Source organism: Brenneria nigrifluens DSM 30175 = ATCC 13028, from assembly GCF_005484965.1.
Classification (GTDB): domain Bacteria; phylum Pseudomonadota; class Gammaproteobacteria; order Enterobacterales; family Enterobacteriaceae; genus Brenneria; species Brenneria nigrifluens.
On sequence record NZ_CP034036.1, the window covers coordinates 2080274 to 2101811 of the forward strand.

The 21538-nt window shown below is 49.0% G+C and carries 34 protein-coding genes and 1 pseudogene; 16 read left to right on the forward strand and 19 right to left on the reverse strand.

Annotation, left to right across the window (positions count from 1 at the left end; all coding sequences use genetic code 11):
- Positions 1-62: 62 nt before the first annotated feature.
- Positions 63-1283, forward strand: coding sequence for a tyrosine-type recombinase/integrase (locus EH206_RS09615; RefSeq protein ID WP_009112576.1), 1221 nt, complete (start codon positions 63-65; stop codon positions 1281-1283).
- Positions 1284-1322: 39 nt separating this feature from the next.
- Here EH206_RS09615 and EH206_RS09620 read toward each other — a convergent pair whose 3' ends face one another.
- From EH206_RS09620 to EH206_RS09700, 19 genes are all read right to left on the reverse strand, one after another.
- Positions 1323-1508: a helix-turn-helix transcriptional regulator gene (locus EH206_RS09620; protein WP_009112577.1), complete on the reverse strand. Its 186-nt coding sequence runs from the start codon at positions 1506-1508 to the stop codon at positions 1323-1325.
- 9 nt (positions 1509-1517) lie between these two features.
- Entirely contained in the window at positions 1518-2084 is a 567-nt protein-coding gene (locus EH206_RS09625) for a 3'-5' exonuclease (protein WP_009112578.1), read from the reverse strand.
- Positions 2085-2299: 215 nt separating this feature from the next.
- Entirely contained in the window at positions 2300-3541 is a 1242-nt protein-coding gene (locus EH206_RS09630) for a hypothetical protein (RefSeq protein WP_009112580.1), read from the reverse strand.
- A 12-nt stretch (positions 3542-3553) separates the two neighbouring features.
- Positions 3554-3901, reverse strand: a complete 348-nt coding sequence (locus EH206_RS09635; protein ID WP_009112581.1) for a hypothetical protein — start codon at positions 3899-3901, stop codon at positions 3554-3556.
- The gene (locus EH206_RS09640) at positions 3886-4392 is read right to left on the reverse strand and encodes a hypothetical protein (RefSeq protein ID WP_009112582.1); all 507 of its coding nucleotides are present in this window, start codon (positions 4390-4392) and stop codon (positions 3886-3888) included. Before EH206_RS09640 ends, EH206_RS09635 begins: the two co-directional genes overlap by 16 nt.
- A complete protein-coding gene (locus tag EH206_RS09645) occupies positions 4389-5306 on the reverse strand; it encodes a DNA cytosine methyltransferase (protein WP_009112583.1) in 918 nt (305 codons plus the stop codon). Before EH206_RS09645 ends, EH206_RS09640 begins: the two co-directional genes overlap by 4 nt.
- Positions 5303-5542, reverse strand: a complete 240-nt coding sequence (locus tag EH206_RS09650; RefSeq protein WP_009112584.1) for a DUF4060 family protein — start codon at positions 5540-5542, stop codon at positions 5303-5305. The genes EH206_RS09645 and EH206_RS09650 overlap by 4 nt, the downstream gene beginning before the upstream one ends.
- Before the next feature lie 47 nt (positions 5543-5589).
- Positions 5590-5805 carry a ParE family toxin-like protein gene (locus EH206_RS09655; RefSeq protein ID WP_009112585.1) on the reverse strand — a complete coding sequence of 72 codons (216 nt, stop codon included), beginning with the start codon at positions 5803-5805 and terminating at the stop codon, positions 5590-5592.
- Positions 5786-6622 (reverse strand): ParB/RepB/Spo0J family partition protein, encoded by an 837-nt coding sequence (locus tag EH206_RS09660; RefSeq protein WP_009112586.1) that lies wholly within the window; start codon positions 6620-6622, stop codon positions 5786-5788. The genes EH206_RS09655 and EH206_RS09660 overlap by 20 nt, the downstream gene beginning before the upstream one ends.
- 82 nt (positions 6623-6704) lie before the next feature.
- Positions 6705-7517: a YfdQ family protein gene (locus EH206_RS09665; RefSeq protein ID WP_009112587.1), complete on the reverse strand. Its 813-nt coding sequence runs from the start codon at positions 7515-7517 to the stop codon at positions 6705-6707.
- Between the two features lie 55 nt (positions 7518-7572).
- Positions 7573-7941, reverse strand: coding sequence for a hypothetical protein (locus EH206_RS09670; RefSeq protein WP_009112588.1), 369 nt, complete (start codon positions 7939-7941; stop codon positions 7573-7575).
- Positions 7942-8134: 193 nt separating this feature from the next.
- Complete coding sequence (locus tag EH206_RS23035; protein ID WP_211351709.1) at positions 8135-8284, reverse strand: hypothetical protein; 150 nt, start codon at positions 8282-8284, stop codon at positions 8135-8137.
- A 272-nt stretch (positions 8285-8556) separates the two neighbouring features.
- The gene (locus EH206_RS09675; RefSeq protein ID WP_009112590.1) at positions 8557-9078 is read right to left on the reverse strand and encodes a hypothetical protein; all 522 of its coding nucleotides are present in this window, start codon (positions 9076-9078) and stop codon (positions 8557-8559) included.
- A 151-nt stretch (positions 9079-9229) separates the two neighbouring features.
- Complete coding sequence (locus EH206_RS09680) at positions 9230-9469, reverse strand: hypothetical protein (RefSeq protein ID WP_040343126.1); 240 nt, start codon at positions 9467-9469, stop codon at positions 9230-9232.
- A 40-nt stretch (positions 9470-9509) separates the two neighbouring features.
- The gene (locus EH206_RS09685; protein WP_009112592.1) at positions 9510-9827 is read right to left on the reverse strand and encodes a hypothetical protein; all 318 of its coding nucleotides are present in this window, start codon (positions 9825-9827) and stop codon (positions 9510-9512) included.
- Between the two features lie 388 nt (positions 9828-10215).
- Positions 10216-10728, reverse strand: a complete 513-nt coding sequence (locus tag EH206_RS09690; RefSeq protein WP_136163971.1) for a DUF2335 domain-containing protein — start codon at positions 10726-10728, stop codon at positions 10216-10218.
- Positions 10664-10897 carry a hypothetical protein gene (locus EH206_RS23040; RefSeq protein ID WP_009112594.1) on the reverse strand — a complete coding sequence of 78 codons (234 nt, stop codon included), beginning with the start codon at positions 10895-10897 and terminating at the stop codon, positions 10664-10666. The genes EH206_RS09690 and EH206_RS23040 overlap by 65 nt, the downstream gene beginning before the upstream one ends.
- A 400-nt stretch (positions 10898-11297) precedes the next feature.
- On the reverse strand, positions 11298-11636 hold the full coding sequence (locus EH206_RS09695; protein WP_009112595.1) for an SWIM zinc finger family protein: 339 nt from the start codon (positions 11634-11636) through the stop codon (positions 11298-11300).
- Positions 11637-11645: 9 nt separating this feature from the next.
- The gene (locus EH206_RS09700) at positions 11646-12356 is read right to left on the reverse strand and encodes a LexA family protein (protein ID WP_009112596.1); all 711 of its coding nucleotides are present in this window, start codon (positions 12354-12356) and stop codon (positions 11646-11648) included.
- A gap of 105 nt (positions 12357-12461) precedes the next feature.
- Between EH206_RS09700 and EH206_RS09705 the strand changes: the two genes are divergently transcribed.
- The 15 genes and pseudogenes from EH206_RS09705 to EH206_RS09780 all read left to right on the forward strand — a co-directional run bounded on the left by EH206_RS09705 (position 12462) and on the right by EH206_RS09780 (position 21523).
- Complete coding sequence (locus tag EH206_RS09705; RefSeq protein WP_009112597.1) at positions 12462-12671, forward strand: Cro/CI family transcriptional regulator; 210 nt, start codon at positions 12462-12464, stop codon at positions 12669-12671.
- Between the two features lie 25 nt (positions 12672-12696).
- Positions 12697-13161: a YmfL family putative regulatory protein gene (locus EH206_RS09710; RefSeq protein WP_009112598.1), complete on the forward strand. Its 465-nt coding sequence runs from the start codon at positions 12697-12699 to the stop codon at positions 13159-13161.
- Between the two features lie 54 nt (positions 13162-13215).
- Positions 13216-13515 carry a hypothetical protein gene (locus EH206_RS09715; protein ID WP_009112599.1) on the forward strand — a complete coding sequence of 100 codons (300 nt, stop codon included), beginning with the start codon at positions 13216-13218 and terminating at the stop codon, positions 13513-13515.
- A 182-nt stretch (positions 13516-13697) separates the two neighbouring features.
- On the forward strand, positions 13698-15236 hold the full coding sequence (locus EH206_RS09720) for a DEAD/DEAH box helicase (RefSeq protein WP_009112600.1): 1539 nt from the start codon (positions 13698-13700) through the stop codon (positions 15234-15236).
- A complete protein-coding gene (locus EH206_RS09725; protein ID WP_009112601.1) occupies positions 15233-16198 on the forward strand; it encodes a toprim domain-containing protein in 966 nt (321 codons plus the stop codon). Before EH206_RS09720 ends, EH206_RS09725 begins: the two co-directional genes overlap by 4 nt.
- Positions 16199-16203: 5 nt before the next feature.
- A pseudogene (locus EH206_RS09730) lies at positions 16204-16578 on the forward strand (DUF968 domain-containing protein); the annotation flags it as partial.
- Positions 16571-16966: an antiterminator Q family protein gene (locus EH206_RS09735; RefSeq protein ID WP_009112602.1), complete on the forward strand. Its 396-nt coding sequence runs from the start codon at positions 16571-16573 to the stop codon at positions 16964-16966. The pseudogene EH206_RS09730 and the gene EH206_RS09735, both read left to right, overlap by 8 nt.
- A 267-nt stretch (positions 16967-17233) precedes the next feature.
- The gene (locus EH206_RS09745) at positions 17234-17824 is read left to right on the forward strand and encodes a BRO-N domain-containing protein (RefSeq protein ID WP_009112603.1); all 591 of its coding nucleotides are present in this window, start codon (positions 17234-17236) and stop codon (positions 17822-17824) included.
- A gap of 292 nt (positions 17825-18116) precedes the next feature.
- Complete coding sequence (locus EH206_RS09750) at positions 18117-18377, forward strand: hypothetical protein (RefSeq protein ID WP_009112604.1); 261 nt, start codon at positions 18117-18119, stop codon at positions 18375-18377.
- A gap of 75 nt (positions 18378-18452) precedes the next feature.
- Positions 18453-18629, forward strand: coding sequence for a type II toxin-antitoxin system HicA family toxin (locus tag EH206_RS09755; protein ID WP_009112605.1), 177 nt, complete (start codon positions 18453-18455; stop codon positions 18627-18629).
- A gap of 48 nt (positions 18630-18677) precedes the next feature.
- Complete coding sequence (locus EH206_RS09760; protein ID WP_040343134.1) at positions 18678-19091, forward strand: type II toxin-antitoxin system HicB family antitoxin; 414 nt, start codon at positions 18678-18680, stop codon at positions 19089-19091.
- 175 nt (positions 19092-19266) lie between these two features.
- The gene (locus EH206_RS09765; protein WP_009112607.1) at positions 19267-20094 is read left to right on the forward strand and encodes a DNA/RNA non-specific endonuclease; all 828 of its coding nucleotides are present in this window, start codon (positions 19267-19269) and stop codon (positions 20092-20094) included.
- Positions 20095-20191: 97 nt separating this feature from the next.
- Positions 20192-20500 carry a hypothetical protein gene (locus EH206_RS09770; RefSeq protein WP_009112608.1) on the forward strand — a complete coding sequence of 103 codons (309 nt, stop codon included), beginning with the start codon at positions 20192-20194 and terminating at the stop codon, positions 20498-20500.
- Positions 20487-20990 (forward strand): lysozyme, encoded by a 504-nt coding sequence (locus EH206_RS09775; protein ID WP_009112609.1) that lies wholly within the window; start codon positions 20487-20489, stop codon positions 20988-20990. Before EH206_RS09770 ends, EH206_RS09775 begins: the two co-directional genes overlap by 14 nt.
- Positions 20975-21523, forward strand: coding sequence for a DUF2514 family protein (locus EH206_RS09780; protein ID WP_009112610.1), 549 nt, complete (start codon positions 20975-20977; stop codon positions 21521-21523). The genes EH206_RS09775 and EH206_RS09780 overlap by 16 nt, the downstream gene beginning before the upstream one ends.
- Positions 21524-21538: the final 15 nt, after the last annotated feature.

Sequence of the window (21538 nt, forward strand, 5' to 3'; positions counted from 1 at the left end):
TGTTTGATTTCAATCTCTATCATAGTATTTCACCACTACGACACCCGTAAAGGCACCCGTAAATGGCTGGAATACTGCTGACCGACAGCAAGATAAAAGGCATTAAACCAAAGGAACAGGCTTACTACGTTTGGCAGGCTGCGGCGACTCGTGGCACCGGCAGACTGGGTATAAAAGTTTACCCGTCTGGCCGTAAGGTTTTTGTGTACAAGTATCACAAAGATGGTGCCAGGAAGTTCTTGTCCCTGGGTGATTATCCCCATCTTTCACTGGCAGATGCAACAGCTAAAGCGCTGGAGGCTGCGGCTAATGTTTCCGCACCAGAGTTGGTGACTTTTGAGCACGCTACAGTGAAACAGCTATTTGATGATTACATTGCAGATCAGAAGAGGTTGGATCGCCGTTCATACGATAAGACTGAGAACAGGCTTAATCAGGTGTTGGCCACTGGATATATATCTCACAATACGCCAGCAAAGAATGTAACACCAGATCAAATAAAACGAGTTCTGGCGGATTTTATAAAACGTGGTGCGCTTGCCGGGGCGAATAAAATAAGAACCAATCTTCACGCCGTCTTTAATTTTGGTCTGTTTGCAGACAACGATCCGGCAAATATTAACGGGAAAGTAAAATACGGTTTAGATAGGAATCCGGTAGCTGTAGTTCCGGCACAGAAGGGCGCGGATAAGGCGCTTGACCGGTTTTTGTCGTGGGATGAACTGGCACAATTATTACGGCTGCTAAACGTCCCTGATATCGCATGTCCTATTAATCCTGATTTCTCCAGGCTAACCCGGTTATGTTTGCACACCGGAGGTCAGCGCCCCTGGGAACTTATGACAAATACCCGCGATAATTGGGATAAAAAAGGCAAGACATTAACGGTTCCGCCGCACATATCCAAGAATGGGGATTATCACGTTATTGCTCTAAGCCCGTCAGCTATAAGCATTCTTGAAGAACAAGAACGGCTATATCCAGACTCAGAATTTATCTTTCCTGCTGCGACGAAAGAAGGGCATTTGTTGTCAGCGGAATTCAGTAAGCAGCTTCGTAAATTCTGTAGCAAAACGGAGTTTTCAGCGTTTACGCCGAGGGATATCAGAAGGACGTTTAAAACGTTGGCAGGGGATATGGGAATCAGTTCGGAAATGCGTGATATCGTCCAGAATCATAAACGTCCGGGCGTATCACGCAAGCATTATGACAGATATGACTATTTGAAGGAAAAGCGCGAGATAATCGCGTTATGGGAAGAGAAGTTAAAATCTTTGGTATGAAGAGAGCCCGCCGTGAGCGGCACGGCGGTTGGGCAGTGATCAATTTTGTGATTGCTGTTGAACCCATGCTTCGTAGACGGATTCTGGCCAGCCGAGAAATGTACCGCTGGCGCTTTTTTGTGGGGCTGGGAATTCCTTCTTTTTGGCATACATGCGCCAAAGTGTTGGATGGCTTTTCCCAGTCAACTTACACATTTCTTTAAGCCCAATATATCTGGTTGCCATAAAATCACCTCATGCGGCAAGCTGGTGGGGCGCAAGCAAACGCCGGTAAATTGCAGAAACATATTTGGCCTGATGTACAGCGTCGGCCAGCGCGTTGTGACGCTCTCCGTCAAACGGCATATCCCTTTTCGGATCAAACCCGATTTCCCGCCCCAGTTCTACAATGGTTCTGACATCACGGTCATTGAACCATTGCCAGATATCACCAAAGCATTCCCGCTTACACGACTCACGCAGAATGACGTTATCGAACCCTGCACCGTTCCCCCAAACTCGTAGATATTTAGGGTCGCTATTTGTCACAACAAACTGTTTCAGTTCATGCAATACGACAAGAAGCGGGGGAGTTTTAACGCAGATGGCCTCTCTTGCTTCTTCGCTCTGTTTTAGCCACCAAATGATTGTGTCTGCATTGGGAACTCCGCCGCCATGCATGGAACTTTGAAGCGTTACTGGGCTGTAAAAATCCGGTCCCAACTCGCCGGTTTTGGGTTCAAAAAAAACGGCTCCGATAGCAACGATAGGGGCCTGTGGGTTATTCCCCATTGTTTCGAGGTCGATCATCAAGTGGTTCATGGATTCTCCGGATTCGGGCAACAAAAAGCCCCGCATTTGCGAGGCTGGTTAATCGTCATTAACGGGTAGACAGTAGAGCACTGCTGCTGGCCGTTTTTCGTGTATCAGCGTTATCCATTTCTGGCATTCATCCAATTCCATGATGCGTTCAGAAACCGGCATAGCGTCACATACATCAAATCCGCAAGCGCTGACTACGAGAAAAAAACCGATAATCATGCGTCACCGTCCTTGTAGCGAATCCACTCGGCAGCCGCTCCGTCTTCGGTGTCGAAGATGCTAAGCAGTATCCAACCGTCGCCTTCAGGTGGTGTCGGGTTCCAATGTCGCGTCACACCCGCGTCGTTGGCATCGTAGACACAATCGCCGCAGAAGAACTGGTTCATGTAGGTGAAATCCACCTCCATGCCGCGCTCTGCGTACCAAGTCCGCATTTCCTGTAGTGTTGACCCCTCATCGAACGGTGTTTCCGGTCGGTCAGGATGAGACCAGAAGCCCATAGCATCGCGTTCGGGCAGCACGGGCTTGATACGATGATTCAAGACCTGATCTCGTGGAACGTGCGCCACCCCATCCGTGGAAACCTGCATGAATCCAGTGCCGGTTCGCAAAGCGTCGTTTGCCACTGCCTCTACGGTTGCGTCGAGCATTGCGGCGCGGCAGGCGTTCCAGCCCTCAAGATGACCGTGATCGAAAGCGCCTATTAAACCACCGTGAATCATCTGGTAGTCTTGCCGCGTTTTCTCATCCGGCACCACTGGCTGCTTTCTCAGCGCTTTATCAAAGAGGTCATCCCAACTAGCCAATCCAGGCTCGTTATCGGCACCAAACGCGTCCTTGTCACGTAAGAAACGATATCTCAGAGCATCGCGCGCGACATCATCTGGCACCGCTGGCGGCTGGATTGCACGTTGCTTAAGCGCTTCAATAGCCTCGAAAATCTGTAACGGCTCACCGTCAACGTCATCTTCTGGAATTTCCAACATCTCAGTGATGGTAGCCAGCGTTTGACACGCTCCTAAAAACTCGTCTTTGTAGTCCCGCACTGGCTGACTTGCGGCTGGCGCAACGGGCGCGGCGTAGAGCGGGACGAGCGGGAAACCTCTATTTTCCCAATCATCGGCAACACTTTTTGCCAGCGTAACCACGTAAGAATTCGGACCATTACGCAGGCAGCGCCATGCCACCGGCTCCTGCTTTTGCAGTTCCGCCAGTTGAGCCTCTACGTTTGCGCAGTAAACTGCAACATCATGCAGGCGCGCTTCTGCTGCCCCAACACGCGTAAGCAAACCCAGCATGACATCTGCAACTGCACACTCATCAGGAAATGTTTTATTCCACTCCTCGCCCAATATTTTGCAACTGACCGGGTTCATAGAGAAGCGGTCGCGCATAAATATGCAAAGCTCTTTAATACGGGCATCGCTTCTTAGTTGTTCATTTGTCAAAGTTGTCATGTTATTCAGTCCTCACCCTGCCGTACTGTGAACGGCGGCGGGGAAGTTAAGCGTACCGAGCGCCGCGTCTACGTGTTGTACTGCGATGCAAAAATCTCCCGCTTTGCCGGAGTCCATTTGATCGTTAATTTCATCTTCGAGTGTGCGGTCGTATATCTCAACGTATGCATCTCCAATGGTGTAAAACCCCAAACGTTTTGACGGGCATTTCGCAAGAAGATCGTTTACTTTTTTCACCCATGCCCGCTCTTCTTTAGATAAAGTTGTCATGTGAAGTGGTTCCGCAACTGGTGGATCTTGATAAATCGGAAGACCGTCATAATCGACGTCAACATAATCTGGCTTTACTGACTCGGACATAACCCCTCCTTACTGGCTCTAAGCGCCGCTTTATAGCTGGCTTTTGCCGCCTTTTTCGTATTGGCCCAAGCCCCTTCTACTTCTCGTATCGGAAACCCGTAATATTCACTAAATGAACAACGAAACATCCTGCATTGGCCGTCGCTGCGATATTCAACCTCTGGCTTTTTCCAACCCAGCAGCCATTCACTGAACGACATGCACGAATCAGCATCAAGATATTCGCTATAGCGGGTGGGCTTGGGTGGAGGGGGAAGGGCTGATAAAGCAGTATCACGACCGGTATCGGTACATGAATAAACTACATCACCGCTGGGACAGAATTTCGGGGCTGGTGATTTGGTCATCATCCCCAAGCTAACGAGGGTTTCTAAATCGCTGTTTGCATAATGCAGCGGCCCCGCGACGTAATAATTGCGATAGGGTTCTCGGCGCGATTCGTTGATGCCTAGGGCATGCTGCATTATTTCTATCTGGCGTGGTGTAATCATGCTACGCGCTCCAATGCTTCTATTATTCTTTGTCCAGCTAGTGGCGGCACTGCGTTCCCAGCCATGTGGACTGTTAGCCTGTGGTTTTTGGGGCGTAGGTAGCCAGCGGGAAATGTCATTGCCAGCATGTTTTCATCGGCTGTAAGCATACGCATCATGTCACCGTCGATAATCGCCCAGCGATCGCGAGTAGTAATGGTGCCGATTGGCCTGCTGATATCACGCCCCGATTTTGTGTTTCCGTAATAGCTCATCAGGAAGCGATCACCGTATTGATTGCGTCCATTAGCCACACGTTCAAGTGTTGCTTTTGCCCGACCAGCACGATCAATAAGCGACCATTTCCCTGCACTAAAATCGATAAATGATGTTGCAGGCACATGCTCTAACCTTGGAAATGCAAGGTTGATAGGCGACACGCTACGGGAACACACAATAAACATGCGTACACGATTTTGTGGCACACCAAGATCGGCACAGTCCAAAATGTGTGGAGATAACGAATACCCCAGCGCCTGCATTGCGGCGGACCATGCTGGATAGAGCGTCCATTGCAGGAACTCAGGTACGTTTTCGACTATTACGAATGCTGGAAGGTGGTACTCAGCAGCAGAAACTACAGCCCACGCAGTAGATCGGCTATTGTCGTGTTGTGGATTCCCGTTGGCTTTTCCTCTCGCTTTACTGTGACCCTGACAACATGGTGACGCGAGTAGAAGGTCATGAGCCGGAACCAGTGACCAGTCAGCTTGGTGCAGGTCTTGGCAGAGATGATCAGCGTCTGGATGATTTTTACTATGCCACTTTACAGCCTCGGGCCAGTGATTCGCAGCCCATAAGACATTAACTCCCGCCTGTTTTGCTCCGATAGACCAGCCGCCGAAGCCAGCGAAAAGATCAATTGCTGCCATCATGCTGGCACCCCACACAGTTTTTGCAGAGAACGATGATGGTTCATCACCGTTGCGACGTATGACGCATTCCGATTTGTCACTTCAACGGAATAAGTTTTATTGGCTACGCGAACACGGTAGGTTTCGCTATTTTTCCGTCGAGCGTAATTACCGTAGCGCTGCTGGTGGTTTTGAAGCGCCGCTTCTGTGGCCTTTCGTTCAAGTGGGGTTAATTCACCCCTAATGATATGGCGCATGAGATAAACCTCCGGGTAATAAAAAGCCCCGCTAGTGGCGAGGCTCTTTATTTATCGATCAGGTTGTTGTAATCGTTGTGATTGAGTAACTCCCAGTTGGTGCCGTCGCGTGACAGCAGGCGCCAACGTTTATTAACCCGTAGCGTTTGATATTTCTTGCCGTGCGTCCGGCGCGGGATAACTCGGCCTGTATTGACCCGCTTTAACAGGATGTTGGCTTTTTCTGAAATCCACAGAGGGGCTTTATTCTGGCTGAGGTTCATTCTGCTGACCCTCGCGGTATTTTTGATACTCAGTGAGAATTTGCATCACCTCGTCTTTTACGCCGGCTGGAAGCATCAGATAGTCACGTAATCTGTCGTTACTCACGATTGGGGTAGACTTATAAACCAGCTCAATCAGGCGTTTGGTTTTCGCCGCGGCGAACTGTGGTTTTGCCAAGGACTTGGTGATTTTCCTTTTACCGGCTGATTCGGCCTTTTCCATCAACTTAGAAATGACCTTGTCGGCATAAACGCCGTGCTCTCTGTTTATCTCGATCGCCAGGGCATAGTTCAACGAGCCGGTACGAACCAGACTTTTGACATATGGCGAGCACTCCTGATGTAACTGCAAGTGCTGGAGAATGTCGGACTCCGACCGTTTAACTTTTTGCGCTATCTGCGAGTTACTCCAGCCCTGATTAACCAGCCGCTGGTATGCTGCGCCGCGTTCCAGCGGGGTAAGTGCCAGCCCCTGAGAACTTGTGACCATGAATGCTATTTTGTCAGCCTCGGTGCCGACAAAGTCTTTACATTCAAGCCTGAGAACCTCGCACCCGGCCTCATTTGCAGCCAATGCCCCAAAATAGCGGTGATGGCCATCAATGACTTTCACACCGCGTTCTGTTACCTCAACGGCCAGCGGGGGGATGTATTCGCCGGCGATAAACGCGTCCCTGAATTCTTCGACGTGAGACTGGTTCAGTTCACGGACGTTATAGCCGTCCTCGGTGTAAATTTCTTCCAGCGGTACAAGGTGCGTTTTTCTAACAGTGATACCAGTTTCTTTACTGGCATAGCGTTGGTTTAATGTGGCCATATTTATCTTCCTGTCGAGTAAATGCTTCACTATGCGCACCATAGGGCGCGCATAAGGCAGCACTCTTTTCAGGGATAGGGGGTTAGATAGAGCCTTCGTAAACCGGGATGGTTTCAAGGGCGTTTTGCAGTTCAGTAACGATTTCGCTGAACGCGTGTTCGACGATTTTTTCAGGGTCGATCAGCTCGTACCAGAGGAACAGCTGCCCTTCTTTGATGCGGTAGCGGAAACGGGCATCAATCTGGTACGGATTGCCGTTGTGGAACGGGGCGATGGCCAGGCTGATTTTTTCCGGTAGCTTGGTGTTACCACTGCCGGATTTTTCGTCGCTGTAGCTCATCTGGAACGTGCCGTCATTCAGCCGTTTTACCGACTTGAATTCAGATTTGCGCGTTTCCGAGAATGCCAGGACCATTTCCAGCAGTTCAACGCCGGACGGCCCCGCGTAGGTTTCGCTAACCGGCGCAATATCACCGATGTGTTTTTCGATAAATTCACCGAATTCAATCTGGCGCATGGCACTGCCATCCTGCGATGCCCACTCCTTCCACTCTTTGGAAAACGGGCAGTCGTAGATAGCCCGATGACTACCCCAATTGGGAAGCCCCGCGCTTTCGTGATAGTCCAGCACTGCCACAATCTTTGTTTTGGTATTGTCGGCAAAGATGGCGGAGCGCGGGTCTTGGTATTTTTTAACGTAGGCAATCAGCGACGAAACGGAAATAAGGTTAACGTGCTGGCGAATCAGTGATGGCTGCAACTGGAACTTTTCCAGCGACGTTAAATCATGATCGCGTGGCACAACTGCAGACGGGATATCAGTCCCCGGAACATGCGCGGTAATAGCCAGGTTACGAATTTCAGACACGGCAGAGCCGTCAACAATCTGTGACATAGATATTTTCCTTGATTGTTTATTTAATGGGAGATGTTAATTTTCAGACCGAAAATTAACTGTTGGACTGCAACTTGATAGGGGCGGCGTTACTTTTGGTGTTGATGACCTGTAGGTCAATTTGAATCTGGTCCGGATCATCACGCAGCAGGTCACCGTCAGCGGTAGAAAACATGATGGTATCGGCCAGCTCAAGTTTCGGCTTATTGAACTTAACGTCCGGCGTGACTTTAATGGTGTCTTCCGTGCGGCTGTTCAACATTTCGCAGTTAAGCGTCAATGTGACCGAACCTTTTTTGCGAGTTTCCCGAACCGCTTGAATAATCATTGCGAGGGTTTCGGTTAATTCAGCGTCCAGAGTGCCTTTATTGATGTAGGCAATTTGTTGGCTGAACGGTGTTTTATTTTCAGCATTTTCAGACATGGTATTTTCTCCTTTCACACACAGAAGCAGGGGATTGCTTCTCTCTGTAAAAAGGGCGGTCAGCCGCAGAACATTATCTTCATCCTCCGTTATTGGGTTAGAAGAACGGTGACCGCCAAAGGGATTTAACAAGGGTAAGTTGCGGTTGTTACCACAGCGAAAAGAGCACGGATAAATGCTCTTTGCTGTTGTGTTAATCGGGGTTGGCTAATTTTCGCAGACGTTCAAAATCCGCATCTTGCCTTTCGCCACTGGTGATTTCTGCCCACAGATTGAATGCGCCGTATGCCCACTCTTTATACATTTCCGCAATGCCGGCAGAGTCAGCGCGTTGGTTAGACATGTCCATGCAATGAGTAATTTGCTTTTCTGTCGCCGTGGTGATGCTTTTATATGTTCAGGTTTTCATTGTGAGCCTCACCCTGTGAAAATTTCATAAATGTGGTAAACAACGGCAATCACAAGAGACAACGCAGCCATGATTGCTAAAGTGATCAGGATTTCCATCACACACCTCTTTATCAATGCCATCGTGATTACCTCGGATGTAGATCGCCGGTTACGAATCCGGCGACGCGAACCCGCGCCCGGTTGATGCCCTGGTGATGGCGAAAATTAGTGGGGAGATAGTTCGTTGAAGCGGTTCATAAATTCGCGCTCTGCGTCTGCTGCGCTCATCGGAACAATGATCTGCGTGGATGGTTCTATGCCGTCTAAGATCGGCCAGTTGCCAGAATTGGGATGCAATAGAGCTTCTTTTTCTGTTGCCAGCATGACCAAATCAGCGTGTTTAACTTCCGCGCTCATCCGGAGCGGCAACCCGTAATGCAGCCGAACCATCACCTCCACATTAGCCTCAACCTGTTTGTAATCAGGCAACATGTGTTTGAGCGGCGACATCATATTGCTGACATACGCTTCATGTGCGTCATGCATCAATGCCTCAAATGCGAATTCAGGCGGAACGATGTAGCTGGCGCCGATCGAATGCTGGGCTACTGAGTACGGCCAGAGCGTATGACCGCAAAACCTATTAATTTGGGAAAGCGCGTGAGCGATATCACCGATGCAGATATCGTCAAGGCTGGGCTCGGCATAATTGAAATGCCGCCCTGTATAGGTTGAAATCCAACTCATGGTGTTGTACCTGCATAGAAAGGAAGGGGGCTTAAATCATTGCGTTAATCCGTAAGCCCGTTTCAGGTGATTCATAGCCAGCCACCATCTTGTTTTGCAGTGGCGGCTAACAGCCTGTTTAGCGATTTCGCGGGCCTCATGAAGCTTCTCTTTATCGACGGTCATAATCGCGTAGTGGCCTCAATTCACGCTCAGGTACAGAGCTCCAGGGGGTATAGGTCGGGGCGATGCGGTAGTGATATTCGCCGTGATTAAATCCGAGCACCTCAACGATTTCCCGCGCGCCCAAGGGAGTGCCGTTTTCGCTGAAGGCAATGACTTGATCGCCGACTTTGAACTTTGGTTTTTTCATTGGCTTGAGCATATCGTTACCCTTACTCAGTGGTTTCATTCATGCGCCCGTAATGATTGCGGACGCAGGGTGAAGCCACTCAGCATCCAAGCATGCGCTCCATGCGCTCCATGCGGTGAATGCGTTCAACTTCTGCCAACTCTCGTGCGGTTCTGCGCTGTTCAACTAACTCGCGCTTTTCCGCAAAAGTAAGCGCTGTCATATTCGGCACTTTTAACTTGCCGCTACCACCGCATTTAGTGCATGGAACGTCATAGGTACCGGACATGATGCGTTCGTGTTCTTCAGGCTCCATGTCGGCCCATTCGCTGCTTGTAAAGCCGTTTTCAAAAGCTGGGTTATCCATCTTTCCGTGCCCTTCACAAACATGGCAGATGATAAAACTGTACTTACGCATACTGGTTTCCCCTTATTCAGTGGTCTTAATGAAGCGCCCCAGAGGACGCTGTATAAGTCCGCTCCGTATTGCCGGCATCCTGCCTCGCCACGGTTCCGACGCATGGTTTAGAGTCGCGCCGTTCGACTTTCAGAGACGGTGTGCTGTCTCGATGAGTTAAAAGTACCGCAGGTATTATTGCTGGTCAATACCTAAAGTATTAAAATAAATACCGCAAGTATTTAATGATTGATTTATAAGTGGATTTATTTTTTATGTGAGGTTGCTTAACGGGCTGGTGGGATAGGTGAGGGGAATTAGCCAAACGGCAGGTAAAAAAATCCCGCCTTGTGGCGGGATTTTAGTTAGAAGCCTGTGATAAGAGCCATTCGATATGGTGCGTTACATATTAATTATCTTTGTTATTTCTCTTTAAACGGCCAATGACAAAAACGGAAGCTAACCCGACAAGATTTATGGTTATTAGCGTTCCAGCTAGAGCATCCTTCCCTTCGGCAGCGAAGTACACACCCAGCCCCAAAACGAACAAGGAAATGATGAACCCCATCCATTGCCCTCTTCTGTCTTTTTTATAACTAAAATCTAGAGCTTTGTCCGTAACTTTATGCCTGTGCTGCTGTTCATCTTCTGTTAGCTTGACGAGCCGATTTGCCAACCCTGGCATAATTTGTTCATACTCAGATAACATTTTGGGGGATGGTACTGGCCCACGAAAAGATTCATGTGCAATAGCCATAATTTTGGGGCTATCGAGAATCCTTTCTAAAACTCCTGGGTTTTCCATAACCTTAGCTTCAAGTTCACTCGCTATTTTATCAATCTGTTCAGCGTTGGTATCAGCGAGCTCTTGCGAGTGGTCTTTGTGTTCCGATGTTTGATCCGTATCCTTTGGATTCGACATTGTAAGCCTCAATCACTTTTCTAAAATCCGCAGTAATCGCTTCACAATCGCGGCGAAAATTTTCTTTATCGCTTAAGTTACCACCGGCTATGGTGACGTAATCTGTTGATGGGCTGATATCAAGGATAGAGCCCATAGCACCTAGAAAGCGCCTTGTACTTCTTTTCATGGGGTTTTCCTCTTATGTAAAACATAACGCAAACATTGCGTATATGAAGTTTGTACTAAAAGATCCCAATTCGCAATAAGAACAAATTCCAGAGTAAGCGTTATTGCAACTATCTAATCGATAGATAGTTTGACCACAATCATTGTGGAGGACGCTTACTACTTCAGTATAGTCCCGTTTTTACATCGTACAGGAAGATTAAACAAAGCATCGTTTGTGGTCTATTTAACGCACTTTACTGAAAGTAAGTAACCGAATCTTTGATAAAGTTCCATCAAAACCTTAACAAACTTCATCTTGAGTTACGCGAACCGTCTGTACTCAATGGACTGCCGTAGCAGGACCTTGGCCATGATACGGAATAGCGTTGCGTTACACGGTGTGCGTGTTGAGCAAAAAATTATATTAATTCATTGATTTTTCTTTTTATTTCTTTCTTTTGATTCTTAAACGTTAACTCCACTTCATCCATTTCTTTTACTAATTTTTCATACTCAGTCCGTACATTATACGAATGAATGAGAGCAATGGCAGAAGCAATAATGTCTGGCTTGTTATGTCTACCATAAAAGATGCCTTTGGGTTTGTTCATGATCAGGGCGACTCTGTGTTTACACATGTTCCCGATCTCCCCAGCCCTGCAACTGCATTTTATGCGCAGTTTCCCCGCATCATCAGAAACAACAACATCATACAAATCGCTACCATCACTGCTTGTCGCAAAAAGTTGATATTTCATCCCTCATCCTCACACCAGTCGCATCATGGTTTGAACCGCTACGGCGATGATTTTGCAGTTGCCGTTAATCTCTCTCATCGGCCACGCAGGGTTGAGGCCTTTTAGATAACGCTGACCGCCGTCAATTATAAGTTTTTTGAACGTTGCTTCGTTGGTATCCGTCAACTTTGCCGCCACTAAGCTGCCGTTGACCGCTTCACGTCCGGTATCGAACAAGACCAGAGTACCTTCGGGTATGCTCAGCCCAGTGGGTGAGGTCATTGAGTCACCATCAACTCGTAACCAGAACGCTCGGCCTTGAATTTTAACATCCGATTCGTACCATTCATCGATCTGATCAAGCGTCAGTGGTTCGTCGGCGTCATTCCATGCCCCGGCTTTTACTGAACTGATGAGGGGGTATTTAGGTGATGGAGTATACGGGCCAGCATATGTGACGTTCTCGTCAGCCGCGGATGCATATGATGAGGCTTCTAATGCCAATGCAGAGCTGAAATCAGATATCGAAACTTGCAGAATTTTTGCAAAAGCTGATGCCACAGCAACGTTTAGCGCATTCCTTCCATTCAGGTAATGACCCACAGCGCCCTGTGTAATATCTAATTCGTCAGCTATTTGCTGCTGGGTAACACCCAGTGTTTTTTTCTTCGACTCGTACAAAGCCTTGAGACGTTTAGCATCTTCGAGCTGTTCCGTGGTCAGGGTCTTTTTCTTTTCCATCCGTGAATTCTAATACCTACGTTATTAAAAAATGAAATACCGCAAGTATTGTTTTATTTAATACTTTGGGTATTATTGTTTTGTAAGTGAGTTCAGGAGCCAACAATGCAAAAACAAACTCTCGCTGATTTCGTCAGGGAGAACGGTCAGGCGAAAGCGGCTGATGCACTCGGTGTTCATCAGACTGCAATCAGTAAGGCCGTCCGAACTGGAAGAAAAATTTTTGTCATTCAGCTACCAGATGGTCATGTGGAAGCCGAAGAACTTCGGCCATTTCCAATCGGCAAAACAAAGATTAACGAATCTGCGGCTTAACGGTAACTACCCAAGGCGAAACGAAATGGTAGACCTCAAAGAAACCATCAAAGCGATGTGTAAAGCGTACCCCGGCGGGCGTTCCGCAATGGCTGGCGCGTTGGGCATGACGCTGGCGCAGTTCAACAACAACCTGTACGAGAAAAACGGCTGTCGCTTTTTCGAGATACATGAACTGGAGGCGATGGAAGACCTGTCCGGCACCAGTTTGCTGGCGGAGTATTTCGCGCAACGTTGCGGCGCTTTGCTGGTGGACGTTCCCACATTTGACGATCTGGACCGTGTCGAGCTTTACAACCGCTCAGTATACACCGCGGCGAAGCGTGGGCAGGTCGACCAGATGATTCAGCAGGCCATTGAAGATGGCGTTATCGATGAGGTTGAGGCGCGGGAAATCATGCACCTGCACACCAAACACTTAGCCGCTCGTGAAGCTGAAATCCGCTCAATCCTATCCTTGTTTGGCCGCAATCGCGTCAAACGCGAATAACGCTGGTGGCCATCTGCCGTAATAACACAACCGTTTGATTATCGGAGGTGCCAGATGGACGCATTCAACTATGTGAAGCCTGTTATGCCCACGGATTTTGTTCCCGAGGACGGCCCATGGATTCAAGAAATGCTTCGCAAGCTCCCGAGTGTGCAGCGAGCAAAAATCGCGCATGAGTACGCGAGAGTTTATAAAAAAAAATTTGATGAAGAGCCGGTCTCATTCAAGCAGGAAAACGCAGGCCGCAAGGAGGCAAACAAACGACTCAGGGAGTACGTCGAGAAGTTTTACATGGCCAATCAGGGATTCACATCCCCACCGCCGCTAGCGTCACAAGCGAGGGTAGCAGCATGAATTTTTGTACCGGTGTTTTTTTATACGGGGGAGCGGGGAAGGGTAAGAGGGGGGAAAGGGGGGTGATCGGGTTGGGGTGAGGGGGAAGGAACAGCACTACCAAAGAGGGATGATCTTAAAGAGATCGATCAGTGAATTGCCGGACGTGGTTATTTATACAGTGGTGAGGTGAAAAACAGGAAATGCTGAACATTACGCCAAATTTAGCGCAAAGCCGGGGATTGAATTCCCTGCGCCAAAACTGGAAGACAACCGCCAGTTTCATGATTTACAGCCCTGTCGGCAGCGGCAAAACCGGGCTGGCGGCGTTCATCACTGATGGGCTGGTCAGTCGCTCCATGCGCGTAATGTTTGTGGCCCCGTATACAGTCCTGCTGGACCAGACGGCAACTCGTTTTGTTGAGTACGGTTTGCCTGCCGATGAGATTGGCTATGTCTGGCGTGACCATCCTGCATACGATCCGCAGCGCCTGATTCAGATCGCCTCTGCCGACACACTGATCCGCCGTGAATTCCCCGACAACATCGACCTGCTGTTTATCGACGAAGCGCACCTGAAGCGCAAAAAGATTCTGGAAGTCATAGACCATCTGACGCAAAACACTGCAACGAAAGTGATTGGTCTGTCCGGCACGCCGTTTGCCAAGTTCCTGGGTAATTACTATCAGAAACTGATTAAGCCGACGACGATGAAAGAGCTGATCGAGATCGGCGCACTGAGCAAATATGAATTCTACGCCCCATCCACGCCTGACCTGAGCAGCGTTAAAACTGTAGGTAATAGCGATTACGGCTCGGATTACAACGAAACTCAACTATCGCGCGTAATGAGCGAAGCGAAGTTGGTAGGGGATATTGTTCAGAACTGGCTGGCGCATGGTGAAAACCGTCAGACCGTATGTTTTTGTGTTGACGTAGCCCACGCAAATTTTGTCGCCGTCGAGTTTAACCGCGTTGGCGTTGTGGCTGAAATCATGACGGCGAAAACCCCTCACGACGAACGGCAACTGATTATCCGCCGCTTTGAGCAGGGCATCACGAAAATCATCGTCAACGTAGGCGTGCTAGTTGCTGGGTTCGATAGCGATGTGCGCTGCATCATCTACGGACGTCCCACAAAATCGGAGATTCGCTGGATTCAATGCCTGGGCCGTGGCTTACGCACCGCGCCTGGTAAAGATTACTGCCTGATATTCGATCACTCCGGCACGGTTCATAAGCTGGGCTATCCCGACGATATCGAATATGACGGCTTGCTATCCAGTTCTGACGGCATGGAAGATGCCCCGGTCAACACGTCAAAACCAGACCAGCCCGAACGCCTGCCGAAAGAATGCCCTTCATGCCATTACGTGAAACCTGCCGGTATCTACATTTGCCCGAAATGCGGCTTTAAACCGCTGTCCGGTGAGGATGTTGATACCGATAGGAGTCGCGGATTGACAAAAGTCAGCAAAGCCAAAGAGAAATTCACAGCCGAGCAAAAACAAAGCTGGTGGTCACAAATCCTGTTTTATCAGCGCATCCGCAGTACCCGGGGCAAGCCGGTCAGCGATGGCTGGTGCTCACACACTTACCGAAAAAAATTCGGCGTATGGCCTAAAGGGTTGCACCGCACTCCGCAGGAAACCACACCTGAAGTTATGAATTACATCAAATCGCTGCGCATTGCGTATGCCAAGGCGCAGGAAAAAGCACACAAACAAGAGAAGGCAGCATGAACACAGCAAAGGCAGCAATAGGCCGTTGGCCGGAAATATTCGAATACTACGGGTTACCGCCAGTGACGGGGAAAAACCATTTTAAGGGGGAATGTCCGCTGTGTGGTCGCCGCGGCAAACTCCGCATTGACGACAAGAACGGCACAGGCTCCTACATCTGCGTCTGTGGATCGGGCGATGGCTGGTCAATGCTGACAAAAGCCACGGGAAAGGATTTCAAGACGCTGGCGCCGGAAGTGGATCGGCTGATCGGCAACGTATATGTGCGGGGTAATGAAGCGCCGATAAAAAACCAGACAGTGGCCAGCCGGGAAAAGGTTATCCGCAAATTCCCTACATTGTCTCAGCTGCGCAGCACTGACGCCGCCAAATATTTATTGAACCGTGGCATTACCAGCCTACCCACTGATGCCGTGCGCTACTGCGATAGCCAACGTGCCGTAGGCAAGGTATTCCAGGCCATCTACTCACTGGCCACTGACGATAAAGGGATACTGTGTTACCTGCATCGAACGCTGCTGGACGGCGACAAAAAAGCGGACATAGGCGCATCACAGAAAAAGCTGATGAAGCTGCAGGAGGATAACTATCTTGAACATGCCAATTCCGTGGCCATTCGCATGTTTCCCGTTGCGACGACGTTGGGAATTGCCGAAGGAATAGAGACGGCGCTGTCATGCCATCAGATAACGGGCTGCAACACCTGGGCGGTACTAAACACCAACTTCATGAAGAAGTTCCGCGCTCCTCGTGGCGTCACTCACTTAATCATTTTTTCTGACATGGATAACAATGCCGCGGGTCATGCTGCCGCTTTCGTGTGTGCCAATGCCAATCTGCTGGCAAAAAACGACATTCAGCGGGTATCCGTTCGCTGGCCGCGTAGTGGTGATTTTAACGACCTGTTGACGGCCGGCCGTGAGGTGTACGAACAAACATTTTACCGGGAGGGCGTGCAATGAATACGCAGGTAACGCCGGTGCTGGCGCTGGCAATCGACGAAGAGCCGCCGGCCGGGTTTATGCTGCTCCCGAAGTTGGCGCGCTGGGAATGTGATAAATACACGCGGTGGGTTAAGTCACAGCAGTGCTGTGGATGTGGCAACCCCGCCGACGACCCACATCACATCATCGGTCATGGCATGGGCGGGATGGGAACAAAACCACATGACCTGTTTACTATTCCACTCTGCCGGGATTGCCATAACGCATTACACAGAGACGCCAAATCATGGGAAGCCGAGCATGGAAGCCAGGTTGATTTGCTGTTTCATTTTCTGAACAGGGCGCTGGGCATCGGTGCCATAACGGTTGGCCGATTGAAGGGGGCAAAAAATGCGTGATATTCAGCAGGTATTAGAGCTATGGGGTGCATGGGTGGCGGATAATCCCTGCGAGGTTTATTACGCGCCAATCGCAGCCGGATTCAAGGGACTCATCCCCAACAAAATCAAATCGCGCCAGCAGTGCAGTGATGATGACGGCCTGATCATTTCCAGTTGCATGGCATTACTGAACAAAAAGAATCAGGACGACCACGACCTGCTTTTTGACTACTACGTCTTTGGCAAAACGTTTATGCAACTGGCCTCAAAACTCCATTGCTCTGATACCCACGTTGGCAAACGGCTGCAAAAGGCAGAGGGAACAATCGACGGTATGTTGATGGCGCTGGATATCTCGCTGGAAATGGATCGCACTCATCAGCGTGGGGCCGTACCCATTTCTTGACCTTTTATGATATCCGGGGCTATATTCCCATTGCAGCCGCAAAATCGGTTGTCGGGATTAGCCTCCTGGATATCACTACAGCGCATAGCCGCGTTAGCGGTTTTTTTATGCGTAAAGCACACCCATACCTGAATTATGGTGGGCTGGCGGGGGCGCTTCGGCGCGCCGGGTTCTGTAGTGACCGGTAAGGCTAACCTCGTCAGTTCACCACCCAAGATTAGCCTCAACGGTGGTGATAACGTCCAAATCACTACAGAGGTCATTATTATGACTACCCAACTAGCATTCCATGATCACAAATTTAACGTCATCGCTCATAACAGCCAGGTCTGGCTGTCCGCAGTAGAAATTGCTCAAGCGCTTCAGTACAAATCAGAGGACGCTGTAAGCCGTATCTATCGCCGCAATGCTGATGAGTTCACTTCCTGCATGACTGAGACGGTCAATTTGACCGTCTCAGGAAACTACCATAAAACAGTACGTATTTTCTCCCTACGCGGAGCTCATCTGATCGCCATGTTCGCCAGAACGCCGGTCGCCAAAGAATTCCGCCGCTGGGTTCTGGATATTCTCGATCGTGAAATTGAACACACCCACCCATCAAGAACTAAGCGCCTTAGCGATAAAACCAACTCTTTTAACTGGCAAATGCATGTCCACAATATCAATGCCGCCTGTGTTCACCTCGATTACATTCAAGATGTGTGGTTAAAGGAACTTCACCCGGCATTGAAAATCATGCGCTCCCCGCTGGCGGCGAGTTTGTACGATAGGATCAGTGACGCCCATTCGATAGTTCATTCGGTGAGAGGTGGACTTGAACGGGCATCTGGCCTGAAAGGATTGCAGTACAAGTAACGAATGCACAGGCCACGGATGGCCGTAATGATTACGGAAAGATTTTCCTTTACGATCGTAAAAGAACGATTACCATGATAAGAGTGGTCGCGGTGTTCAGCGGCTTATCGGTTTTTGCTGGTGGCCGGTACATTTATAGGATTGTAAAACCGAACAGAATAGGCCGTAATCTTACGTTAATTCGATATACTGCCGAAGATGTGACTGGCGGTAATTAGTAGTGACCTGCCTTTGTGCGGTTTTCCCCATTTTAAAAGCGCTGGACGTGCTTAAACTCAAAAGAGGGTTTAGCATGTTTACCGATCTTAAATCTCAACCTGAAAAATTCATCAAACTGCAATCTATTGAGCCGTTTAACCATCTTTATTTTGATATTGCGGATGTCGTGATTCTTGAAGTTGGCAGCGATGGTAGTGTTTATGTAGAGCTCAATGGCATCTTTCGAAGATGGTATAACGCTGATTTTGTCAAATCGCTTCCCGCAACAAAATCTCAAGCAAAGGAATCGCAAGGCCACTGGATGCCTTATAGGATGAGAGAAATGTCACAGTAATAAAGTAAACAAAAATGTTGACATGGTAAGCATAAATGATTACTATAATCACATGTTCAACAGAATGGAGGGATGGTGAAGCAAAGCGAGTTCAGGCGGTGGCTTGAATCTCAGGGGGTTGAAGTTTCAAACGGTACGAATCATTTGAAGCTGAGATACAACGGGAAGCGAAGCGTAATGCCGAGACATCCCGGCGCTGAGATAAAAGAACCACTGCGAAAGGCCATACTTAAACAACTTGGCCTGAAATAACAAACCAGCCCTTCGGGGCTGGTACTCGCGGAGATTCATCATAACGATATGCGATATCCAGTAAATTTAGAGTTAGATCCGGACTCAGGCGGCTATGTGGTTTCGTTCCTGGATATACCGGAAGCGCTAACTCAGGGCGATACGCGAGAAGAGGCGTTAAAAGAGGCGATGGATGCGCTGGTAACAGCCTTCGAGTTTTATTTCGAGGATAACCAGCGTGTTCCTGCGCCCGGTAATATTACCGGTGATTACGTCGAAGTTCCGGCAAGCATCGCCGCTAAGGTTTTAATGCTGAATGCGTTTGTCGATTCTGGCTTAACTCAGGTTGAGCTGGCTTCGCGCATGGGTGTAAAAAAACAGGAGGTAACCCGACTGTTTGACCTACACCACTCGACGAAAATAGACACCATTCAAAAGGCGATCTCGGCTATGGGGCTGCGCTTGGAATTGGTCGCCGCGTGACACATCACTCATAAGCAAATCACTTAAGGCTGCGCTACCGCGTGGCCTTTTTTATGTCCTTTTCTTATTGATGGCCTATATTGATACTGATTATAACCGTTTGAAATGTAATAGTTATAATTATTCCGACGCTTACTATTTCATTTGTCTGGCAAGGTATCTATAGGAAAAGAACATGAAACTTAATTTAATTAAGCTTTTACCGATTTTGTTGCTTGCGGGATGTACGGCGACATATCAACCAACTCAAACGCCTGATGTAATCGAACCAACAGCCTCTGCAACCATTGATAATTGTCTGGTGGGTTGCCCGACTGGCGGAAGTTCACAAACATTAGTCCGTAATACGTACACGCTAAATAATAACAGCGGAACAAAATTTGCGAATTGGGTGGCATATAAAATAACAAAAAGTAGTCAGAGATCTAATTGCAAAAGAAACTGGAAGCAAGACCCTGATTTGCCAGCATCTGACACATTGGCTCCCGCAGCATATGATGATGCTAACAAAGTATTAGCGGTAGATCGTGGGCATCAGGCTCCACTTGCGGGGCTGTGTGGTCATCCCACTTGGGCGACACTAAACTACCTCTCAAACATCACACCCCAGAAAGCGGCTCTTAATCAAGGCGCGTGGGTAAGACTGGAAGATAAGGAACGAGCAATAGCAACGGATAGTGCCCCGGTTTACTCTGTTACCGGTCCATTGTTTGAAAAGGATATCGGTGAATTACCAAAAGCCAAAGGGGTTAAAATTCCAAGTGGATACTGGAAAATCATATTTATTGGCACAAGTCCAGATAAGGGCGAATACTCGGCATTTTTGATGGAGCAGAGTACGCCTAGAGCTGCTAACTTCTGTGACTATCAAGTCACGGTTGACGACATTGAAAAGAAAACAAATCCGAAGTTAAAAATTTGGTCAAATCTCCCTGTCAATGTTGCAGCGATCGTCAAATCGCAAAGAGGGACGTTGGCCAAGAGCAAGTTTGGTTGCCCCTGATATATACACCATGAGTTAATTCACAGACCCGCCATTGAGCGGGTTTTTTATTTCCCATAAATCACACACAGCGCCGACCGTTCGGGAGGTGGAGAGTATGAGGATGAACCCAACTTCACAAAATCTATCCTATTGGTGGTCTGGCTCACTGGCTTTTTTTTCTACCCTGAGTCTTCAGGATTACGTTTTTATTATCGGCGCCCTTATCTCCGCATATTTCACCGTGAAGACGTATTACGCGAAACGAAGAGAAGAAAAAGAAAACCTGGAGGAAGAACGTCGGCGCACTCAACTGCTGGCCGATTATCTGAGCAGTGTATCCCGCAAGCCTGAGCATGAACGCCCAGCATCTGTAGAGGTTGTAGCCGAGGCAATGAAGAGGATGGATGAGCATGAGCAAGCGTAAAATTGCTGCTGGCGTCGTTTGCTCCGTAGCGATCGCTATTTCTACGGTTTTGTCATGGGGTAGTGTCCGCACAGATAGTGATGGGCTTGAGCTAATCGGTAACGCGGAGCAATGCCGCCGCGAGCCGTATATTTGTCCCGCTGGGATTGCAACTGATGGGCTGGGGAATACGCACAACGTTTACGCCGGGAAAACGGACGAACAGATAGCGCGTGATTGGGAGCGAAACATTCTGGACGCCGAATCCTGCGTTAATCGCTACGCAAACGGGAAAAAGCTACCGGATGGTGCATTCAGCGCAGCGGTGAGTATCGCTTTTAATGCTGGCTGCCCGACGATGCAGAAATCCACGATGTTCCAGCTATTCCGGGCCGGAAATATTCAGGCAGCGTGCGAGCAGTTCCCGCGCTGGGTATATGGCGGCGGTAAGAAATTGCCGGGGCTGGTTATTCGCCGGGATAAGGAGCGGAAATTATGCCTATCTCAATAGCCGCTGAATTTATGAAAAAATACGGGAAGCCACTGGCACTAATAACGCTGGTGGCTTTTTTGATCTGGGGATTCTCGCACTGGCGATATACCGCCGGCCGGAATGATGCCAATGCTGCGTGGCAACACAAGTGGGACCAGCGGGACATAGCAGACGCTAAAGCGCTGGAGAAACGACAATCTGATGAGCGCCATGAAGAACGGCGCCGACAGGAAGCGATCAATGCGATATCGACTAATGCGCAGCGTGAAATTGAACAGGCACAGACTGATGCTGTTAATGCTCAGTCTGCTGCTGACAGCTTGCGGGACACCATTGCCACAATCAGGCGCCAACTCGCAGCAAGTGAAACCAGCCGCATATCCGCAACTGCCTCCGCAGGCGCGGCAAGAGCCAGTACCGCAATATTGCTCGCCGACGTGCTCCAGCGCGCTGACGACAGAGCGGGAGAGTTGGCAGCGTACGCTGACCGGGCAAGAGTAGCGGGCCTGACGTGCGAACGGGCCTATGATGCGATAACAGAATCAAAATGAGCCTCGCAGTAGCTA

What these genes read in the sequence shown, in the direction of transcription:
- EH206_RS09615 (WP_009112576.1), top strand. Translation starts at nt 63, where the DNA reads ATGGCTGGAATACTGCTGACCGACAGCAAGATAAAAGGCATTAAACCA.
- EH206_RS09620 (WP_009112577.1), bottom strand. Translation starts at nt 1,508, where the DNA reads ATGGCAACCAGATATATTGGGCTTAAAGAAATGTGTAAGTTGACTGGG.
- EH206_RS09625 (WP_009112578.1), bottom strand. Translation starts at nt 2,084, where the DNA reads ATGAACCACTTGATGATCGACCTCGAAACAATGGGGAATAACCCACAG.
- EH206_RS09630 (WP_009112580.1), bottom strand. Translation starts at nt 3,541, where the DNA reads ATGACAACTTTGACAAATGAACAACTAAGAAGCGATGCCCGTATTAAA.
- EH206_RS09635 (WP_009112581.1), bottom strand. Translation starts at nt 3,901, where the DNA reads ATGTCCGAGTCAGTAAAGCCAGATTATGTTGACGTCGATTATGACGGT.
- EH206_RS09640 (WP_009112582.1), bottom strand. Translation starts at nt 4,392, where the DNA reads ATGATTACACCACGCCAGATAGAAATAATGCAGCATGCCCTAGGCATC.
- EH206_RS09645 (WP_009112583.1), bottom strand. Translation starts at nt 5,306, where the DNA reads ATGATGGCAGCAATTGATCTTTTCGCTGGCTTCGGCGGCTGGTCTATC.
- EH206_RS09650 (WP_009112584.1), bottom strand. Translation starts at nt 5,542, where the DNA reads ATGCGCCATATCATTAGGGGTGAATTAACCCCACTTGAACGAAAGGCC.
- EH206_RS09655 (WP_009112585.1), bottom strand. Translation starts at nt 5,805, where the DNA reads ATGAACCTCAGCCAGAATAAAGCCCCTCTGTGGATTTCAGAAAAAGCC.
- EH206_RS09660 (WP_009112586.1), bottom strand. Translation starts at nt 6,622, where the DNA reads ATGGCCACATTAAACCAACGCTATGCCAGTAAAGAAACTGGTATCACT.
- EH206_RS09665 (WP_009112587.1), bottom strand. Translation starts at nt 7,517, where the DNA reads ATGTCACAGATTGTTGACGGCTCTGCCGTGTCTGAAATTCGTAACCTG.
- EH206_RS09670 (WP_009112588.1), bottom strand. Translation starts at nt 7,941, where the DNA reads ATGTCTGAAAATGCTGAAAATAAAACACCGTTCAGCCAACAAATTGCC.
- EH206_RS23035 (WP_211351709.1), bottom strand. Translation starts at nt 8,284, where the DNA reads ATGTCTAACCAACGCGCTGACTCTGCCGGCATTGCGGAAATGTATAAA.
- EH206_RS09675 (WP_009112590.1), bottom strand. Translation starts at nt 9,078, where the DNA reads ATGAGTTGGATTTCAACCTATACAGGGCGGCATTTCAATTATGCCGAG.
- EH206_RS09680 (WP_040343126.1), bottom strand. Translation starts at nt 9,469, where the DNA reads ATGAAACCACTGAGTAAGGGTAACGATATGCTCAAGCCAATGAAAAAA.
- EH206_RS09685 (WP_009112592.1), bottom strand. Translation starts at nt 9,827, where the DNA reads ATGCGTAAGTACAGTTTTATCATCTGCCATGTTTGTGAAGGGCACGGA.
- EH206_RS09690 (WP_136163971.1), bottom strand. Translation starts at nt 10,728, where the DNA reads ATGTCGAATCCAAAGGATACGGATCAAACATCGGAACACAAAGACCAC.
- EH206_RS23040 (WP_009112594.1), bottom strand. Translation starts at nt 10,897, where the DNA reads ATGAAAAGAAGTACAAGGCGCTTTCTAGGTGCTATGGGCTCTATCCTT.
- EH206_RS09695 (WP_009112595.1), bottom strand. Translation starts at nt 11,636, where the DNA reads ATGAAATATCAACTTTTTGCGACAAGCAGTGATGGTAGCGATTTGTAT.
- EH206_RS09700 (WP_009112596.1), bottom strand. Translation starts at nt 12,356, where the DNA reads ATGGAAAAGAAAAAGACCCTGACCACGGAACAGCTCGAAGATGCTAAA.
- EH206_RS09705 (WP_009112597.1), top strand. Translation starts at nt 12,462, where the DNA reads ATGCAAAAACAAACTCTCGCTGATTTCGTCAGGGAGAACGGTCAGGCG.
- EH206_RS09710 (WP_009112598.1), top strand. Translation starts at nt 12,697, where the DNA reads ATGGTAGACCTCAAAGAAACCATCAAAGCGATGTGTAAAGCGTACCCC.
- EH206_RS09715 (WP_009112599.1), top strand. Translation starts at nt 13,216, where the DNA reads ATGGACGCATTCAACTATGTGAAGCCTGTTATGCCCACGGATTTTGTT.
- EH206_RS09720 (WP_009112600.1), top strand. Translation starts at nt 13,698, where the DNA reads ATGCTGAACATTACGCCAAATTTAGCGCAAAGCCGGGGATTGAATTCC.
- EH206_RS09725 (WP_009112601.1), top strand. Translation starts at nt 15,233, where the DNA reads ATGAACACAGCAAAGGCAGCAATAGGCCGTTGGCCGGAAATATTCGAA.
- EH206_RS09735 (WP_009112602.1), top strand. Translation starts at nt 16,571, where the DNA reads ATGCGTGATATTCAGCAGGTATTAGAGCTATGGGGTGCATGGGTGGCG.
- EH206_RS09745 (WP_009112603.1), top strand. Translation starts at nt 17,234, where the DNA reads ATGACTACCCAACTAGCATTCCATGATCACAAATTTAACGTCATCGCT.
- EH206_RS09750 (WP_009112604.1), top strand. Translation starts at nt 18,117, where the DNA reads ATGTTTACCGATCTTAAATCTCAACCTGAAAAATTCATCAAACTGCAA.
- EH206_RS09760 (WP_040343134.1), top strand. Translation starts at nt 18,678, where the DNA reads ATGCGATATCCAGTAAATTTAGAGTTAGATCCGGACTCAGGCGGCTAT.
- EH206_RS09765 (WP_009112607.1), top strand. Translation starts at nt 19,267, where the DNA reads ATGAAACTTAATTTAATTAAGCTTTTACCGATTTTGTTGCTTGCGGGA.
- EH206_RS09770 (WP_009112608.1), top strand. Translation starts at nt 20,192, where the DNA reads ATGAGGATGAACCCAACTTCACAAAATCTATCCTATTGGTGGTCTGGC.
- EH206_RS09775 (WP_009112609.1), top strand. Translation starts at nt 20,487, where the DNA reads ATGAGCAAGCGTAAAATTGCTGCTGGCGTCGTTTGCTCCGTAGCGATC.
- EH206_RS09780 (WP_009112610.1), top strand. Translation starts at nt 20,975, where the DNA reads ATGCCTATCTCAATAGCCGCTGAATTTATGAAAAAATACGGGAAGCCA.